A 16,310-nucleotide genomic window follows, 5' to 3' on the forward strand; every position below is an offset into this window, starting at 1 on the left:
ATGTATCAGGAACCCCTTGTTTGACCAATGACGCGCTCCGAACACTTACTCTCTCTGTTGCTTATCCCCTCTTTATAACGGCATGATATGCGACCGTATCCAATTGAAACCAGGTAAGTGTAGGCGCTTTCAATGCTATTATCTCAGTTTTCTTTGCCAATGACAAGGGTTTTTTTAACTAAAAAAATCAACCAAATGTTGTATTCCTGAGGTAGGATTTATTGTTATTTTTTGGAATCGAACACTTGATTCGGAACATACATTCCCATATAATATATATAATAAACAAAAAAGCGGTGATCAGATGGCTGATTTAAAAGAAATATATAATGAAGAACTGATATTTCAATTGATACATCGTATAATGGATTCCTATCCTGATTTTAACAAAGACAAATTCGAAGAACAATTGCTTCAGGAAGACTGGCCTGAACTCGCTTTAAAAGAGCGGATGCGCCGCATTACAGCTTCCTTATACGAAACGCTTCCAAAACATTACGGTGAAGCGCTCGCAATTTTACGGAATGCAGCCCCTCATTTCAAAGGACTCAGCGGAATTCTATTTCCTGATTATGTGGAACAGTACGGGTTAGCGCATTGGGAAGAATCTATAAAGGCGTTGGAATACTTTACACACTATTCTACCTCAGAATTTGCTGTGAGGCCTTTTTTGCTTTTAGATCAAGAAAAAATGATCGCACAATTGCTTGCATGGTCTGAGCATGAAAATGAACACGTGAGAAGACTTGCGAGCGAAGGAAGCAGGCCCCGCCTGCCATGGGGAAAATCGATACCCGCTTTAAAATCGGACCCTTCCCCCGTTCTGCCGATCCTTGAGAAACTGATGCAGGACGAGTCCTTGTATGTAAGGAAAAGCGTGGCCAACAGCCTTAATGATATATCAAAAACGCATCCTCATTTGCTGAAAAAAATCGCAGATCAATGGCACGGAACACACCCCTACACCGATTGGATCATCAAACACGCCTATCGAACCTTATTAAAAAAGGGCGATAAACAGGCCTTACAGCTTTTTGGTTATGAAAATGCTGATTCGATCCAATTACATGATTTAACATGCCAATCCAGCCGTATACCCATTGGAGAAAACCTCGAATTCTCTTTCTATATTCATTCAGAAAGGGATCAAAAAGTAAGAATTGAGTATGCAATTGATTTTATAAAAGCAAGGGGTCAGCGTCATCAAAAAGTATTTAAAATTTCAGAAACAAATATACGAAAAAATGAAACTAAGTCATACACAAGAATTCAATCCTTTAAGGATCTGACAACCAGAAAGCATTACAAAGGAATCCATACATTATCAGTGATCATCAATGGAGAAGTAAAAGATTCATTGAATTTCCAAGTTTGCTGAATGAATAAAAAATCCCTTCTTTTCCAAGAAGGGATTTCAGATTGTTGACAAAATCCTAAAACGGTTTTCGTTTTAGGATTTTGTCATCTTTTCAGCGTGATTGCAAACCCTTGAAGTCTAGGAAAGGCGAGCATCGGAGCGACTTTCACAGGATGTGATGACGGCGGTGTTTAGGCAGGACGCCTGAGAATTAAGCCGCCGTTCCACTCCGTATTGAGTACCGAAGCGCAGCCTTGACAACGAATGCGAGGGTTTGTCGACACGCTGAAATTCCTTCTTTTCCAAGAAGGGATTTTGCCGATTAGCCTTCGACACTGCCGTATAGCTCTTCTAAAGGCTTCATAATGATTTTGTTTAATTCACCGATCAGCACGCTCATGCGCTGCTCCGCTTCCATCAGCTGAGAAATTTTTTCGTGCTGCTGTACAAGCGCAACTGTTTTTTGAGCCTGCGTCACTTCTTCTTCTGTAATTTCTTCTCCTGCCATTTGCTTTTGCTGGAGTCTAAGCTGCACATCACGGAAGTTTTCGAACATGCTTTTTGCAGATTCATCTGCGTTTACTTCATCATAAAGGTTTTTTAAACGGGTGAACTCTTCGCTCCCGCGTAATGACTTTTCCAGTTCATACGCTACATCATAAAAATTACTAGCCATTGTGAATAGCTCCTTTCATCGTTGCCGTTTGACATACCACTCCACTATAACAGACTATGGAGTACCTTTCATTAATCAACAATCATTTCTTCTTAAAAAAGGGTGACAAACAATGCCTGAACCGCACCTATGATTCCACCTAGAAGGCCTCCCAAATAGGTAATCATTTTAAATTCTTTTTTTGAAATGGACAGGACCATTTCTTCAAGACGTTGCACCGGGAACTGGTCCACCTGCTCCTTAACGATTTCCTCCAGGCGCATCCGTTTTAAGACACTTTCAAGATTGGCCGAAACCCCTTCAAGCAATTGATCTAACAGTGCTGGCAGCATTTGCTGGGTCAGCTCAGATTCATAACGGAGGGTAAGGGTGCCAATCGTATTGTCGAAGAAAGGAGCCGTCGAAAATGTTTGCAGCACTCTTCGTTTCAGGCTGAAAATGAGCGCTTTGGCATTCCACTTTTCGTCTGCTTCATGAAACGTATACTCCCTCAGCTTGCCCCATTCGTTTTTCAAGAGATCAGAAAGCAGTTTTTTTGTCTCCTCATTCCGTAAAAACTTGAGAAGCTCCGGAAGTACGCGATCTGCAAGGCTTGTATTGCCTAGAAACATTTGCACCATGCTTCCAAGCATGCCGCGCTCTTTTAAAAAGTCATCAATCATATTGCCGAGACGGATTTTCCCTTCATCACTTTCAAAATAATGAACACCGCGTGACAATATATATCCTGAAATCATCGGAATCTTTTCCTCAAGCTTTTCCTGCACTTCCAAAGGCACCAGCTCTTTTAATGATTGGTGCTCGTATTGGCGGAAAAGCTCATTCAGCTTATCATCCGTCCAGCTGCTGATCCATGCGTCTGCCGCTTCATCGGGACGCTTAACCCCGGCTTTTTCAAGCGCTTCTTTTACTGTCATTTTAGAAAGTGACAGCTTTTGAATCAGCTGTTCCCCAACTTGAAGAGCCTGTTTTTTGGCTGTATCGGAGGCGAGCCGCTTTTTAATACCCGCAGGGGTTAAGAGATGATTGACGACCATCAGTCCCATTTGTTTTGCGAGTTCATCCCGTCTTCTCGGAATCAGTCCGGGGGTAAAAGGAACTCGTTTCCCAAACAAATAGTACGCTTTATATGGCCTAAATAGCATTTGAATCGCTAAATGATTGGTCACTGCGCCAATGACAGCGCCGATCACAATCATAAAAATAAAGGTTCCTGCAATACCCATTCCTATTCATCTTCCTCCATCTGTGCTTCATCTTTTTTCAAATAGATCATGTACCTATTCGTATTATAGAGGCTGATGCAATCACTTAGCAAACGAGGAGACTAATTCATGTTGTCAGAAAATCAGCTTGTACATCTGGAATAGGGCAAGGTGAAGAATCGTAATCTGTAAAGTAGAATACCGTCAGCTGCGTTCGTCCTGAATGTTTTTACCGTAAAGCTGCTGACACCCGCCGGCAGCTTTTGAATAAAAGGGGGAGTCTCATCATGATAACACTCGGTTTTATGTCCTTATCCCGCCAGCATGAAGCGGATTATTCCGCAGAACTGGCCGAAAGAGCACCCGAATTCGGCATACGATTCATCCGCTTTACACCGTTTGATATTTCACCTGACACCTTGCGTGTCAAAGCATCGGTCTATCATTCGGCCAGCGGCACTTGGAACGAAACTGAATTGGCGATTCCAGATTATATTTATGACCGCTGTTTTTATGGAAAGGATTCACAATCCCAAAAAGCGAAGCCGATTGTTGAGTGGCTCAAAAAATATCCGAAAACGGAATTCATCGGGCGGGGTCTTCCGGATAAATGGACCGTCCTTCATGATTTGCAGCAGCACGCTGTGATCAATCCTTATATTCCGGAGACGATGAAAGTAAGCCGCTATGAACAAATCCATTCCTTTTTATCCAAGGAAAAAGCCTGCATCTTAAAACCGGCGTTCGGCGCAGGAGGCAGAGGCGTTATTCTATTGGATCTCGGTAAGAAAAACATAACCGCCACGTATCACATCGGAAAGGATAAGCAGACAAAAACCTTTTCCAACCATGCTTCTTTTAAAACATGGTGCAAAAAAGTGCTTCAGCATCACTATTTGCTTCAGCCTTATTTAAATATTCAAGATAAAGAACAATACCCGTGTGATATTCGCCTGTTCATGGAAAAAAACGAAGCAGGTGAATGGAATACAGTCGGAAAGGCCGTGAGACGCGGATACAAACACGGGCTGCTGGCCAATTTGTCAGGCGGGTCTGATGCGCTGACATTCGATTCTTGGTTTGAAAATATACCGAAAAAGCAGCAAGTAGTCTTACTTGATGACGTGTTCTCGATTACCCAGTCGGTTCCGTATTATCTTGACGAGCGCTATGGGCCGCTGTTTGAACTTGGTCTCGATATATGCCTTGCGAAGGACGGGAGAATCTGGATATTGGATATTAATTCCAAACCAGGCAGGAAGTCAATTCTGCGTGTCTCTCCCGAGCAAAAAGATCAGCTGTACACTTGTCCCCTAAAGCGCTGCCAATATCTGTTTTCTGAGCAACGCCAGAAAGGAGTTCTTCCGCGTGAATCATAAACGGTTTTTGATCGGCATAGACAAAACGAGTGAAAATACCTTGTTTTTGCCCTCTTCGCTGAAGCGAGACGGTCTCTTGCATGCCGCGTTCGGGACGAAGGTTGTCAGATGCCACGTTTCTTACAAGCGGCATTTAGAACAAACCGTACTTCTCTCTGAAAATCTATTTCACGAGCTTTTTCTTCCCCATCGAAGCAGGGCTGACATTCTGATTCATGATCATACGGTACATATCGGGCCGTTAATCGGCATTTTTACGGCGGGGTTTACCGTATCTCTTGAACGCCCTTTTAAAGATCGTTCCCTCTTTTTTTCTAAGCTTGTCACATTACACGAGCAAGCGGGAGGCTACTGCTTCGTTTTTGGCGCTCACCAAATCAATTGGGAGGAAGGCACGATTGAGGGGCTCCTTTACAGGGAAAATGGCTGGGAGAAAAAAATCGTCCCGCTGCCGAACGTCGTTTATGACCGTTTGCCAAACCGAAAAATTGAAGATTCACTTCTCTTGCAGCATACAAAAAAGAGACTGATCGATGAATATCAAATTCCATGGTTTAATAAAACATTTTTTAATAAATGGAGTGTTCATCAATTGCTCGAAAAAGATCCGAGAACAGCCCCTTTTTTGCCGAAATCCGAGCTTACACCATCTGAGGAGCGGATTGATGAGCTCTGTGATGCATACAAAAAAGTCTATATCAAACCGGCGAACGGAGCACTCGGCACCGGCATTTACCAGCTGACAAAAACAGACGATGGCCTGACGGTGAAACATACGAATGACGCCAAAACATTTTCTTCTATCGATTATTCCGACGCCGCCTCATTTCTGGCAGAATTTCAAAAACAGCACGACCTGTCTGACTTTCTCATTCAGCAAGGTGTAGATCTGATTGAATTTCAAGGCAAACCAGCGGATTTCCGTGTCCATACCAATAAAAATAGACAAGGGAAATGGACAGTGACTGCAATAGCAGTAAAAATTTCCGGAGAAAACAGCATTACAACACATCTATCTAATGGCGGAATCGTAAAAACACTTGCAGAAGTATACGATGTTCCCGCTGAAAGAATTGAGGTCATTAAAAAGCTTTCCGCGGCCGCACTGACGGCAAGCCATGTGCTTCACGATCATATCGAGGGGTTTATCGGGGAGATCGGTTTCGATTTTGGCATTGATCAAAGCGGTAAAGTATGGATGTTTGAAGCGAATTCGCGTCCGGGCCGCAGTATTTTTTCTCATCCGAATTTGCATCATGTTGATTCTCTGACAAAACGAAGAAGCTTTGAATACGCGTCATATTTATCCGAGAAGGCGATTACCTCCCCTGAAGCGCTATGGCCTTCGTAATCTGTCCGCTTTTTTGATAAAGCGGGCTTATCTTTATCCATCGCTGGGACAAACTGCATCACAAAGACCTTAATGATGTTCTAAAACAGTGATACAATGAAAATAATTCGTTCGTCATCAGGTCAATTGATATCAATGTTAAGGAGCGTGGCCGTCATGATTTCTCATTTCAGCTGGAAACCTTTGTTCCAAAAAGAAAAGCTTCCGGGGTGGAGAATTTCGTTTTATTATAAAGGAACCCATTATGAGGGCATCTATCATAAAAGCGGTGAAATTGAATGGAGAGATTTGTTTCCCGCCCGCGCTGACGAGCCTGCTCTTATGAACGAAATACATCAACTGATGCTTTTTCATATTTATGACTAGCTTAGCTTGAACGGCTAAGCTTTTTTTATGCTTTCTCAACATTTACCACTCAATTTTCCGTATGCGTATCCGGCCACTTTAACATAATACTAGTAACAAGCCGGCAAAGCATTGGGTTACGCCGAGGCGGCAGTGACACCCGAGACGGGTCCACAGACTGGTGCAACTCCAGTTAACCCAACCATACTAAACAAAAAGGAGATTTTACACATGGCTAACCAAAACTCTTCAAACCAATTAGTAGTTCCTGGCGCAGCTCAGGCTATCGATCAAATGAAACTAGAAATCGCTTCTGAATTCGGCGTTAACCTTGGAGCGGATACAACTTCCCGCGCTAATGGTTCTGTCGGAGGAGAAATCACTAAACGTTTAGTATCTTTCGCTCAGCAGCAAATGGGCGGCAACGTACAATAACAATTCAATATATGGCTATAGAGGGCGCGGTTTCCGTGCTCTCTTTATATTGTCACCCTTTTTTCCTGCTCCACATATCCTAGAAAAAAAGGGAGGAAATAAGGGTGGCATTCATCGCCGTTGTGAATTGGGAGCTAGTTCAGTTTGTAAGTATATCCATGATTCATGAATATGTTTCCCATCGTTCTGTCTATTTGTACAGGTATTCTTTCCCGCGCTGTTCAAACTGAGAACATCCTTTTATAATGAGGGACGAGGAGGTTTTTTGATGAAAATCGCTTTATTTGGAGCCAGCGGCCGTGTCGGACAAGCTTTTTTAAAACAAGCTGCCGCAGATGAACAATTTGATATATACGCTCTGGTCAGATCTCATCATGCTGAGCTCCCCCTTTCAAAAGACCGGATCGTCATAGGGAATGCGCGCCGCCGGGAAGATGTAAAAAAAGTGATGAAGGATGCTGAGATCGCAATCAGCTGTCTCGGGACAGATGGTGATGATACCTTGTCTGTAGCGATGGCAAATATAATCGCCATTATGAAAGAACAGCATATCAAACGGGTGATTACGATCGGCACCGCAGGCATTCTTAATTCCCGATATGAACCGGGAAAGTACCGGTTTGAAACAAGTGAATCGAAACGAAAGCTAACCCGAGCAGCCAAGGAGCATGCAAAAGTATACGAAATGCTAAAAGAATCCTCTTTAGACTGGACAATCATCTGCCCCACTTACCTCCCGGACCGAGCAGCAACCGGCGATTACCGTGTGGAGCGTAACGTTTTGCCGGAGGGCGGTACAAGCATTACGGTCGGCGATACAGCTGATTTTTTATATCATGAGCTCATTACAGGCGAGTATGCCGGATATCGTGCCGGACTGGCTTATTAACTACATAACAACCCCAAAACACGATTGTTTTGGGGTTGTGAGCATTATGCAATGGAAGGTTTCTTGCCTTTTTGCAGCTCATACATTTAATAATATTGTCCTTTGACCGCCATTAATTCCTCATGGTTCCCTCTTTCAACAATTTCTCCTTTATCAAGGACCAAAAATCTGATCCGCGTTTAATGATTGTTGAAAGCCGATGGGCGATGACGAAGGTGGAACGCCCTTGTTTGACGACATCAAGCGCCTTCTGGATCACGGTCTCTGTATCAATATGCGCCGTTGCTTCATCTAAAATCAAAATAGCGGGATCAAAGGCCAGAGCTCTTGCGAAAGAAATGAACTGCCGCTCTCCAAAGGATAGCTTGCTTCCTTTTTCAATCACGGGTTCATCGATGCCTTTCGGAAGTTTTTTCAGAAACGGCTCGGCCCCGACTTGTCTCAGTGCTTTTTTGACTTTTCTTCGGTCATTTTTTCATCATCGAGGCTTACGTTAGAACCGATTGTGCCCGAGAATAGGTACGGGTCCTGAAGCACAATGCCCATATGAGCTCTAAGTACCTGTCTTGACATGTTGTAAATGCTTCTCCCATCAATCAGAACATCCCCTTTTTGCGGATCATAAAAAACGAAACAGCAGATTCAAAATCGAGTTTTTTCCTGATCCGGTATGACTGACGAGGGCTACGGTTTCGCCTTTTTGCGCGGCAAAGGAAATATATTTTAATATCTCTTCACCATCTTAATAGGCAAATGACACATCACGAAATTCAACCCGTCCAAGCGCGCGCTCCTTCGCTGGTTCACTCGTTTAAACAACCAAATTAGGAAAAATGCTGCGGCTGGCTTTAAATGCCTAAGCAGCTTTGAGGGATAAAAACATAAAAGAGAAACACCATATTTTTAATAATCAAGGAGGACTTAAAAGTGTATTTTTTAGAAATGATAGATCGTTTTGCCCTATATGATTTACACAGGAAAAGAAGCAAAGATAAACATTTTTCTGCTGCTTTTACAGCCGATATAGATAATAGAGAGGAATTTTACAGTGCAAATATAGCTGATGTTTCCATTGATTTGAATGAATCTAAAGAAAGTTATAGGGTTGGAACATTTAGTTATGAATCCTCAATTCAATCTGGGAATCTTGTTAATGATACTTTAAAAGGGGAGGTTTTTTTAAATGAAAATGATATAGATCAACCCAATGTCATCTTTGTACACGGCTGGCGCATGGTTTCGTACAATAGGATCAAAAAAATATTTCATAATCGTATCATGAACGGTTTAGGCTGGAATATGTATTATTATTCTCTTCCATACCATTTTGAAAGAGAACCGGAAAATTCACTGTATAGTGGCGAATTGATGATAAGTGCAAATATTGATCGAACAATTGAGTCGACAAGACAGGCCATTGTAGATTTACGTGCGTTAATTCACTGGATAAAAGCAAATAAAAAAGGGCCTGTTATCATAGTGGGAGTAAGCTTAGGGGGATGGGTTACTAATCTAATTGCTACCCTAGAATCTAAAATTGATGCAGTGGTATCAATCTTTTATGCCAATCGCCTTTCTTATTCGATATGGAACACGATCCCAGGTAAATTCATAAGAGAAGAATTAGAACAAAATGGTGTGACCTATGAAGATTTAATTAATTATTGGAATATCACAGATCCTAGCCAAGCCTTGCCGAAAGTTAATAAAGATAACATTCTGCTGATTTCTGCTAAACATGATCAATATATTGACTTAAAAGATGCAGATGATTTATGGGAAAGTTGGGAGAAACCCAAAAGATATGTCTATAATTGTGGTCATTCCGGTATTGTTCTTTGTCGCAAAAAACTGGCAAATGATACGCTTTCCTTCATTCGAAATCAAATAAAAAGGTAGATTAAGATGCTTATACTCACTGCGTTGCTTTGGTTAATGAGTTCCATTCTATGAAACTCGTAAAAACATTCAATTTGCAAGGGGAATGTTATGGATAAAATTAGAGTGATGATTGAGGATGATTCAGTCTAGTTGAAATGTATATCTGATTTGGTTCAAAAAGAGACCGGTATCAAAGAAGAAGCTCAAAAAAATGATTCTTTAGATGTTGATGTTGTATGAATGAATTTTACTTTATCTGAAAATGAAGAGTTACGTGGTCTTCACTTGTCTGTCTAGGGAATGAAATGAGAAAGGCTTTGAAAAAATTATCATGTTGACATTCTGGGACGAGCCAGCAGTCATCTTAGAACCTTTTGATAAAAGAATAACAAATTATATCAATCTTCACTTGATAAGGAAAAGGTTAATGGTTCTCAAATCCGGGTATTGTGTTGTAAGACGTTTTTTGAAGGGGTGAAAATGATGTTTCATGCTGACCGTATTATCGTTGCGTTTGACGGAAGTGAAAATAGTAAGAGAGCGCTTCAGACAGCCATTGATCTTGCTAAAACCGTAGATGCCGCCATTACCGTCGCCCATTCACATGATATGAAAGACACTCAGACCATCATCGACCCGCCGAGGCCCGAAGCAGGAGCAAGTTATATGGGCGGAGGCATGACGAGTGTTCCTGATCCGCTGATATCAGATGTCGCACCAACTGAGCCAATCATCTACGAGGACCGTACGGAAGAAGTCATCGCCGAAGCCAGGATGATGCTCAATGACCAGCAGGCCAATGGGGATATAGATATAGTAGAAGGCGATCCGGCTGAATCCATTATCGAGTATGCGAACCGCATTTCTGCTGATATGATCGTAACCGGAAGCAGAGATCAAAACAAGCTGAAAAAGTTATTATTCGGAAGTGTAAGTGAAAAACTTTCAGCGAAATCGGATATACCCGTCCTGATTGTAAAGTGAGCACGCCCAGTGCTCGCTTTTTTAAAGTCATAATTGTGAAAAAACATAGATTTTCGTTTTTTTCTGTTATAATGCTTTCGTGCCCAAAAGCACAAAAGCATTAAAGATCATATGGGGTGTTATTTTGGATTCTCAAAAAAAGCTGACATTTCCGTTAGCCGTCGGTTTATTTATATTTATGTTAGGCATCATTATTTCTTGCTTATTCTTGCTTCATACAGAACCGCATATCCCGCTGTTTCTATGTGTTGTCATGCTTTCAGCAGCCGGTTTATGGTTCGGTTTTTCCTGGAAGACCCTAGAAAAAGGGATTACAGATGGGATCAAGAACGGCGTACAGCCGATTATCGTACTGGCGCTGATCGGCATCTTAATCGGCGCTTGGATGTACAGCGGCGCAATACCGTCCGTAACAGTTTACGTCCTGTCCTTTATTGAACCCAGCCACCTTCTTTTGACGGCTTTGTTTTCCTGCATGATCATCAGCACGCTTGTCGGCTCAAGCCTGACAACTGTGAGCACGATTGGAGTCGCACTGATTGGCGTGGCGAGCGCGGCCGGCGTTCCGCTTGAATGGACGGCAGGCGCGGTCATATGCGGCGCATGCTTTGGTGATAAAATGTCGCCGATGTCGGACACAACCAATTTTGCCGCCGGCATAGGCGAAATACCGATCTTTGAACACATTCGGCATATGATGGGCACTACTATTCCGGCTTTGCTCATCACCGTCGTGCTGTTTTACTTTCTCGGTTTATCAGTATCAGCGGACACGGCTTCAACCGATGATATTCAACATGTCATAACCGGCATCAAGGATGCAGCAAATGTGACGCCATGGGCGCTTCTTTCACCGCTCTTAGTCGTTTTGCTGGCGGTTAAGCGTGTGCCCGTGATTCCCGTTCTGACTGCAGGAATTATTTCCTCGGGAATTTTGACTGCTATCTTTGTACCTGACAGCAGCATGCAAGCATTTATGACAGCTTTGCAACATGGCACGACGTTCGAAACAGACAATGAGGCTGCCGCTAAAATTATCAACAGAGGCGGACTGCAATCCATGATGGGCTCAGTCTCGCTCATTATGATCGCTTTTGCACTCGGCGGATTGATGGAGAAAATCGGGTTAATTTCCGCACTATTGGATGGTGTCATGAAAGGCATCCGCTCGAAAGGTCAGCTGATTGCGGCGACTGTCTGTTCAAGCATCGGCGTCAATTTGGCAACCGGTGAACAGTATTTATCAATATTAATACCGGGACAATCATTTAAAACCTTATACGACAAACAAAACATCCAGCGAAAATATCTTTCCAGATCCTTAGAGGATGGCGGTACATTAATGAATCCATTGATCCCTTGGGGAGTATGCGGAGCCTTTATGGCGAGCGCGCTTGGCGTTCCCGTCATAGACTACATCCCGTTTACATTCTTCCTCTATATATCGCCGATGATCTCAATTTTGGTTGGATTTATTAAAAAATAAAGAGCTCCGCTTGCAAAGCGGGCTCTTTTTTATGCTTCATTACGAAATGCTTGCTGCCTGCTGAATGCTTTCTTGAAAAGCAGCCTGAAGCTGTTTTGTCACCGGTCCGGGTTCGCCGTTTCCGATTGAGTCCCCATCGAGCGTCACGACCGGAATAATCTCTGCCGTCGTTGACGAGATAAAGATTTCCTCTGCCTGTCTCAGCTCTTCCTCACTGACAGGCTTCTCATCAAACTTGAGCCCGTTCTTTTCAATCAGCCCTAAAATATTCATCCGTGTAATGCCATTAAGAATGAGCCGGTTAGCCGGGTGCGTTCGCACAGTCCCGTTGATAACGGCGTAAACGTTAGAGGATGTACCTTCCGTAACAACACCGTCTCTAATTAAAATGGCCTCAAAAGCTCCAGCTTCATAGGCCTTTTGCTTCGCCATGACATTATACAGTAAATTCAGACTTTTAATGTCACACCTCAGCCAGCGAAGATCCTCATCTGTAATGGCTGCCACTCCGTACACCTGTTCTTGCTGCGGTTTTTTCACAGAAAATGTGTAAGCAGTCGTCTGCGGCTCAAGTCCAGCTTCGTACTGGTGCTTTCGCGGCGCCGCACCTCTTGTCGTCTGAATGTATACCGCTCCCTCACTGACCGCATTCTCCTGAACAAGCTTTTCCAGATCCCACTCGAGATCTTCTATACTGAACGGGAGTGAGATTCCGATTTCAGTCGCACTTCTGAAAAAACGCTCCGCATGCTCGCGCAAGCCGAACAATACCCCTTTGTACACCCTGATAACCTCATAAATACCGTCGCCAAACTGATAACCGCGATCTTCCAAATCGATTGATGCTTCGCTGCGTTCGATCAGCTGTCCGTTGACTAAAACCTTCATAATAGCCCTCCCTTTTCGAGATTTCCCTGAAGTTTTTCTAGCTGTCATTGTCACTTATTCTACCATATTGGATGAGCTGAAAAACAGAAAGAACAAGAGATCTATAGCGGGAAGGAGTTTATTTTTTCCTTAAAATCTGACATTTCGACATTTTTTCTATGTTCTTCCCTTTTTTATTCCTGTATACTTGACTCGTAATACATAAGTTGTAAACTTATGCATCTTGATAAGCTGCCTGCTGTACAGCGTTATGTAGAGATTTTATGCCAATGGAGAGATTGTTATGCGACAAACGAGAGAAGACGCTTCTCCTTCTGCAGTTTCGCTTGCCTTTAAATTTGCAAGTTTAGCAGTTTTATGTGTGCTGCTTTTGATTATGGTGATGTTGGTTTATTCCAACAGCTCAACGAAAGCAAAGGAAGTCACTGTCACAACAAACGGCGAGCTTCGCAATGAGAAGGAAAGCCTGAAGCTGAAAAACGACTCCCCCGATCTGCTGATAAAACATCTGCAGACGAAACAGAACATGGGAGATAAGACGGTTTACCTAACCTTCGATGACGGCCCGTCAGCCTATACAAACCGCTTGCTCGACGTATTGAAGCGCACTGATGTAAAAGCGACATTTTTTATGCTGTCACCGCGGATGAATGAATTCAAACAAGCTGTGAAAAGATCAGAAAAGGAAGGCCATGCACTCGGTTTACACGGCGTCACCCATAATAATAAACTATTCTACCAAACACCGACATCCCCGTTAAAAGAAATGCGGGAGGCGCGTGACACGCTGCAAGACATTACAGGATATAAAACCGATCTTGTCAGAACGCCATACGGCAGCAAGCCGTCATTGACCTCCTCACAAATCCGCAATCTTGAGAAAAACGGTTTTGTGTACTGGGATTGGACCATCGACAGCATGGACTGGAAATACCGGAATTCAGCATATGTGACGGCCGTCTTACAGCAGCTGGAGAATATGGAACACAGCCATTCAAGCCGGCCATATGTGATTCTCATGCATGATCTTCCGGCTACAGTGAACGCGCTGCCGGTATTAATCAATAAACTAAAAGAAAAAGGCTATTCCTTTGGAGTATTAGAGGACACAATGGTTCCTGTGCACGAATAAAAAAAGTGAGGCGCATGAGTGCGGCCTCACTTTTTTATTCCCAAACTTCGGGCAAACTCTCCAATTTTTTGATGGATAACCATGTCAAACAAGCTGTCGCAATACGTCGGTTCTAGGTTAATGATGACTTTCTTCATGCCGGGAATCCGGCTTGCGTCCTCAGGCACAAATCTTGCCGGAGCGACTTCGAGAGATGTGCCTATGACCAATAAAAGATCTGCTTGATCCAGCTTTTCATAAAGGGTCTCAAAGTGCAAGACGGCATCGCCAAAGAGAACCACATCGGTTTTTAATACTGTTTTGCAAATGGCACCATCTTTTCCGGACGCCGTACACTCCGGCACCTCCCGCTCCAGCAAATGAGGGAGATCATATGGCGCTCCGCATGCCGGGCAGGCTGCTGTCCGGATAGACCCATGCAATTCGTACACATGTCTGCTCCCGGCTTTTTTATGAAGGCCGTCAATGTTTTGCGTAAAGATATCGACCTGCTTCCCTTGCTTCTCCAGCTCAGCCAAAAGCAAGTGCCCTTCATTCGGTTCAAAGCTGCCGCTCATTTTCATCTGGAACAATTCTTTGAATTTGGGCCAAAACTGACGCGGGTGGCTTAAAAAGTAATCAACACTCATCGCTTCCATTCTTGAGGCATCCTCCGTCCAGATGCCTCCTGCCGAACGAAAGTCGGGAATTCCTGATTCTGTGCTCATTCCCGCTCCGGTCAGCACGACAATTCGCTGCGCTTCATTTAAAATGTTTTCGAATGCTTCCAACTTAACACCGCCTTTTTTCTCTTATTTTACCACGAAAAAGACTCCGCCTCTGTCAGACGAAGTCTTTCCCTTTTTAAGCCCGTTCCTTTTCCTCTTTACTTACATTCACTTGGAACGGATCGTTTTGGTGCTTTTGCTTCACAAAAACCATTTGGCCGGGATATGCAAACTCGACACCCTCTGCGGCAAGGATTTCAATGATTTTATAGTTGATATCCTCTCTAATATCGAGATTTTCAGCCCAAACCGCTGTTTTTGTATAGAAGTTGAAAAATAAATTGTAATAGCTGTCGGCAAACGTATCAAAGTTGACCATGATCGTTTCATTATCAACGCCCTCGTGCTCTAAGAGCATTGTTCTGAGAGAACGAATAGAGCGGTCAAGATTCTCAACCGGCGTAGCGTAGGACACATGGATGGAAAACGTGATCTGGCGTTTGGTCATTCTTGTCCAGTTCGTGATCGCTTCCATCGACAGCGTAGAGTTCGGCACTGTTACAAGCGCTCCCTGTGCGGTTCTGAACCTCGTACTTCGGAAGGTAATATCCTCTACTGAGCCCGTTACCGTCGACGTCTCCACCCAGTCACCGATGGTAAACGGCTTTTCTGTAATAATAATGATTCCGCCGAAGAAGTTGCTGATGGTATCCTTCGCTGCAAGCGCAAAAGCGAGTCCCCCAAGACCTAAGCCCGCCACGAATCCATTGACATCATAATTGAATTCCTGAGCGATCACACTGACACTGAGCGCAATGATGACAAAACGAAGCAATTTGGATAAAAACGGCGCCAGAATGTCATCCATCTCCAGCTCAAAGCGCTGATTCACCTTATGGAAGATAAACGAAGACGCTGCGGTCAAATTACAAAGCCCCCAGCACAAAAGCGCCACAATCAGCGAGCGGTATATGTTGCTGATGACAGGCATTTGTTCGTCTAAAAACGGTGAATACCGGATCGCTAAAAACAGCCCTAAAGCAACAAAAAACCATCTGGCCGGTTTTTCAAACGCCACAACCACCTGTTTGAAAATTTCTGTTTTCCGCCGATTCGTGAGATTAAAAAGCAACTGAAAGAAATATCTTGTAAACAGTTTTCTGAGTATAAGAAACACCAGCAAAATCGCCAAGCTGATGCCGATTTGTATCATTTTATCAAGTGTGAAGTATTGTTGCAGATAATCTAGCATGACAGTCTCCCTTCTATTTAAATCAAATGTTTATTATACTAAAAGATTCGTAAAGATGCTCATCTAAATGTCTTATTTCAGCACAAAACCCCGGCGGAACGCCGGGGCCATTTCTCAATTCATCTATTCAGCCAGATTCAACAGGAACAGTCACTTACTTTTTTTCGTTTGTGTCTGATCTAGGAGAGTTGCTTTTTGCATTTCAGCATCCGTTTCGGCTTTAATTCTTTCCTCCACTCTGATTCTCCCTTTTCCCATGATCTCGCCTCCTTTTTTGCTATTATAAAGTAACAGAATGTTTTGTGAATATGTCGAAAGGCCTGATTCCCTGACGAAATATGTT

17 protein-coding genes and 2 pseudogenes are annotated in these 16,310 nt (G+C 43.3%); 12 read left to right on the forward strand and 7 right to left on the reverse strand.

Annotation, left to right across the window (positions count from 1 at the left end):
* Window positions 1-304 precede the first annotated feature (304 nt).
* The gene (locus V6D41_RS11765; RefSeq protein WP_333518321.1) at window positions 305-1,378 is read left to right on the forward strand and encodes a DNA alkylation repair protein; all 1,074 of its coding nucleotides are present in this window, start codon (window positions 305-307) and stop codon (window positions 1,376-1,378) included.
* 301 nt (window positions 1,379-1,679) lie between these two features.
* Here the strand turns inward: V6D41_RS11765 and V6D41_RS11770 are convergent, their stop codons facing one another.
* Window positions 1,680-2,033 carry a YlbF family regulator gene (locus V6D41_RS11770; RefSeq protein WP_087991226.1) on the reverse strand — a complete coding sequence of 118 codons (354 nt, stop codon included), beginning with the start codon at window positions 2,031-2,033 and terminating at the stop codon, window positions 1,680-1,682.
* Window positions 2,034-2,125: 92 nt separating this feature from the next.
* Window positions 2,126-3,259: a DUF445 domain-containing protein gene (locus V6D41_RS11775; protein ID WP_333518322.1), complete on the reverse strand. Its 1,134-nt coding sequence runs from the start codon at window positions 3,257-3,259 to the stop codon at window positions 2,126-2,128.
* A gap of 266 nt (window positions 3,260-3,525) precedes the next feature.
* Here V6D41_RS11775 and spaC point away from each other — a divergent pair, with 266 nt between their 5' ends.
* The 6 genes from spaC to V6D41_RS11805 all read left to right on the forward strand — a co-directional run bounded on the left by spaC (window position 3,526) and on the right by V6D41_RS11805 (window position 7,637).
* Window positions 3,526-4,617: a spore coat associated protein SpaC gene (gene spaC, locus V6D41_RS11780; RefSeq protein WP_333518323.1), complete on the forward strand. Its 1,092-nt coding sequence runs from the start codon at window positions 3,526-3,528 to the stop codon at window positions 4,615-4,617.
* Window positions 4,607-5,968 (forward strand): spore coat associated protein YheD, encoded by a 1,362-nt coding sequence (yheD, locus tag V6D41_RS11785; protein WP_333518324.1) that lies wholly within the window; start codon window positions 4,607-4,609, stop codon window positions 5,966-5,968. Before spaC ends, yheD begins: the two co-directional genes overlap by 11 nt.
* Before the next feature lie 147 nt (window positions 5,969-6,115).
* A complete protein-coding gene (locus V6D41_RS11790) occupies window positions 6,116-6,334 on the forward strand; it encodes a YheE family protein (RefSeq protein ID WP_333518325.1) in 219 nt (72 codons plus the stop codon).
* 210 nt (window positions 6,335-6,544) lie between these two features.
* On the forward strand, window positions 6,545-6,748 hold the full coding sequence (gene sspB, locus V6D41_RS11795) for a beta type acid-soluble spore protein SspB (RefSeq protein WP_087991221.1): 204 nt from the start codon (window positions 6,545-6,547) through the stop codon (window positions 6,746-6,748).
* A 104-nt stretch (window positions 6,749-6,852) separates the two neighbouring features.
* Window positions 6,853-6,978, forward strand: coding sequence for a hypothetical protein (locus tag V6D41_RS11800; protein WP_148964131.1), 126 nt, complete (start codon window positions 6,853-6,855; stop codon window positions 6,976-6,978).
* Between the two features lie 38 nt (window positions 6,979-7,016).
* Window positions 7,017-7,637 carry an NAD(P)-dependent oxidoreductase gene (locus V6D41_RS11805; protein ID WP_333518326.1) on the forward strand — a complete coding sequence of 207 codons (621 nt, stop codon included), beginning with the start codon at window positions 7,017-7,019 and terminating at the stop codon, window positions 7,635-7,637.
* Window positions 7,638-7,723: 86 nt separating this feature from the next.
* Here V6D41_RS11805 and V6D41_RS11810 read toward each other — a convergent pair.
* Window positions 7,724-8,442: pseudogene (locus V6D41_RS11810) on the reverse strand (ABC transporter ATP-binding protein); the annotation flags it as partial.
* A 101-nt stretch (window positions 8,443-8,543) separates the two neighbouring features.
* Between V6D41_RS11810 and V6D41_RS11815 the strand changes: the two are divergent.
* From V6D41_RS11815 to nhaC, 4 genes and pseudogenes are all read left to right on the forward strand, one after another.
* Window positions 8,544-8,726 (forward strand): annotated as a pseudogene (locus V6D41_RS11815) (abhydrolase domain-containing 18); the annotation flags it as partial.
* Between the two features lie 210 nt (window positions 8,727-8,936).
* Window positions 8,937-9,536 carry an alpha/beta hydrolase gene (locus V6D41_RS11820; protein ID WP_333518387.1) on the forward strand — a complete coding sequence of 200 codons (600 nt, stop codon included), beginning with the start codon at window positions 8,937-8,939 and terminating at the stop codon, window positions 9,534-9,536.
* 465 nt (window positions 9,537-10,001) lie between these two features.
* Window positions 10,002-10,502 carry a universal stress protein gene (locus tag V6D41_RS11825; protein WP_253269155.1) on the forward strand — a complete coding sequence of 167 codons (501 nt, stop codon included), beginning with the start codon at window positions 10,002-10,004 and terminating at the stop codon, window positions 10,500-10,502.
* A gap of 124 nt (window positions 10,503-10,626) precedes the next feature.
* Entirely contained in the window at window positions 10,627-11,988 is a 1,362-nt protein-coding gene (gene nhaC, locus V6D41_RS11830) for a Na+/H+ antiporter NhaC (protein ID WP_333518327.1), read from the forward strand.
* Window positions 11,989-12,027: 39 nt separating this feature from the next.
* On the opposite strand, the gene dat is transcribed toward nhaC, so the two are convergent.
* The gene (gene dat / locus V6D41_RS11835) at window positions 12,028-12,876 is read right to left on the reverse strand and encodes a D-amino-acid transaminase (RefSeq protein ID WP_333518328.1); all 849 of its coding nucleotides are present in this window, start codon (window positions 12,874-12,876) and stop codon (window positions 12,028-12,030) included.
* Window positions 12,877-13,159: 283 nt separating this feature from the next.
* Between dat and V6D41_RS11840 the strand changes: the two genes are divergently transcribed.
* Entirely contained in the window at window positions 13,160-14,008 is an 849-nt protein-coding gene (locus V6D41_RS11840) for a polysaccharide deacetylase family protein (protein ID WP_148964126.1), read from the forward strand.
* Window positions 14,009-14,034: 26 nt separating this feature from the next.
* Here the strand turns inward: V6D41_RS11840 and V6D41_RS11845 are convergent, their stop codons facing one another.
* The 3 genes from V6D41_RS11845 to V6D41_RS11855 all read right to left on the reverse strand — a co-directional run bounded on the left by V6D41_RS11845 (window position 14,035) and on the right by V6D41_RS11855 (window position 16,225).
* On the reverse strand, window positions 14,035-14,778 hold the full coding sequence (locus V6D41_RS11845) for an NAD-dependent protein deacylase (RefSeq protein ID WP_333518329.1): 744 nt from the start codon (window positions 14,776-14,778) through the stop codon (window positions 14,035-14,037).
* A 73-nt stretch (window positions 14,779-14,851) separates the two neighbouring features.
* Window positions 14,852-15,967: a mechanosensitive ion channel family protein gene (locus V6D41_RS11850; protein ID WP_333518330.1), complete on the reverse strand. Its 1,116-nt coding sequence runs from the start codon at window positions 15,965-15,967 to the stop codon at window positions 14,852-14,854.
* A gap of 150 nt (window positions 15,968-16,117) precedes the next feature.
* A complete protein-coding gene (locus V6D41_RS11855; RefSeq protein ID WP_003224203.1) occupies window positions 16,118-16,225 on the reverse strand; it encodes a YhdX family protein in 108 nt (35 codons plus the stop codon).
* Window positions 16,226-16,310: the final 85 nt, after the last annotated feature.

It is taken from the genome of Bacillus sp. 0102A (genome assembly GCF_036765155.1).
GTDB classification, from domain to species: Bacteria; Bacillota; Bacilli; order Bacillales; family Bacillaceae; genus Bacillus; species Bacillus subtilis_G.

Excerpts from the sequence above, each read along its gene's own strand:
- V6D41_RS11765 (WP_333518321.1), top strand. The coding sequence starts at position 305 with ATGGCTGATTTAAAAGAAATATATAATGAAGAACTGATATTTCAATTG.
- V6D41_RS11770 (WP_087991226.1), bottom strand. The coding sequence starts at position 2,033 with ATGGCTAGTAATTTTTATGATGTAGCGTATGAACTGGAAAAGTCATTA.
- V6D41_RS11775 (WP_333518322.1), bottom strand. The coding sequence starts at position 3,259 with ATGGGTATTGCAGGAACCTTTATTTTTATGATTGTGATCGGCGCTGTC.
- spaC (WP_333518323.1), top strand. The coding sequence starts at position 3,526 with ATGATAACACTCGGTTTTATGTCCTTATCCCGCCAGCATGAAGCGGAT.
- sspB (WP_087991221.1), top strand. The coding sequence starts at position 6,545 with ATGGCTAACCAAAACTCTTCAAACCAATTAGTAGTTCCTGGCGCAGCT.
- V6D41_RS11805 (WP_333518326.1), top strand. The coding sequence starts at position 7,017 with ATGAAAATCGCTTTATTTGGAGCCAGCGGCCGTGTCGGACAAGCTTTT.
- V6D41_RS11820 (WP_333518387.1), top strand. The coding sequence starts at position 8,937 with ATGTATTATTATTCTCTTCCATACCATTTTGAAAGAGAACCGGAAAAT.
- V6D41_RS11825 (WP_253269155.1), top strand. The coding sequence starts at position 10,002 with ATGTTTCATGCTGACCGTATTATCGTTGCGTTTGACGGAAGTGAAAAT.
- dat (WP_333518328.1), bottom strand. The coding sequence starts at position 12,876 with ATGAAGGTTTTAGTCAACGGACAGCTGATCGAACGCAGCGAAGCATCA.
- V6D41_RS11840 (WP_148964126.1), top strand. The coding sequence starts at position 13,160 with ATGCGACAAACGAGAGAAGACGCTTCTCCTTCTGCAGTTTCGCTTGCC.
- V6D41_RS11850 (WP_333518330.1), bottom strand. The coding sequence starts at position 15,967 with ATGCTAGATTATCTGCAACAATACTTCACACTTGATAAAATGATACAA.
- V6D41_RS11855 (WP_003224203.1), bottom strand. The coding sequence starts at position 16,225 with ATGGGAAAAGGGAGAATCAGAGTGGAGGAAAGAATTAAAGCCGAAACG.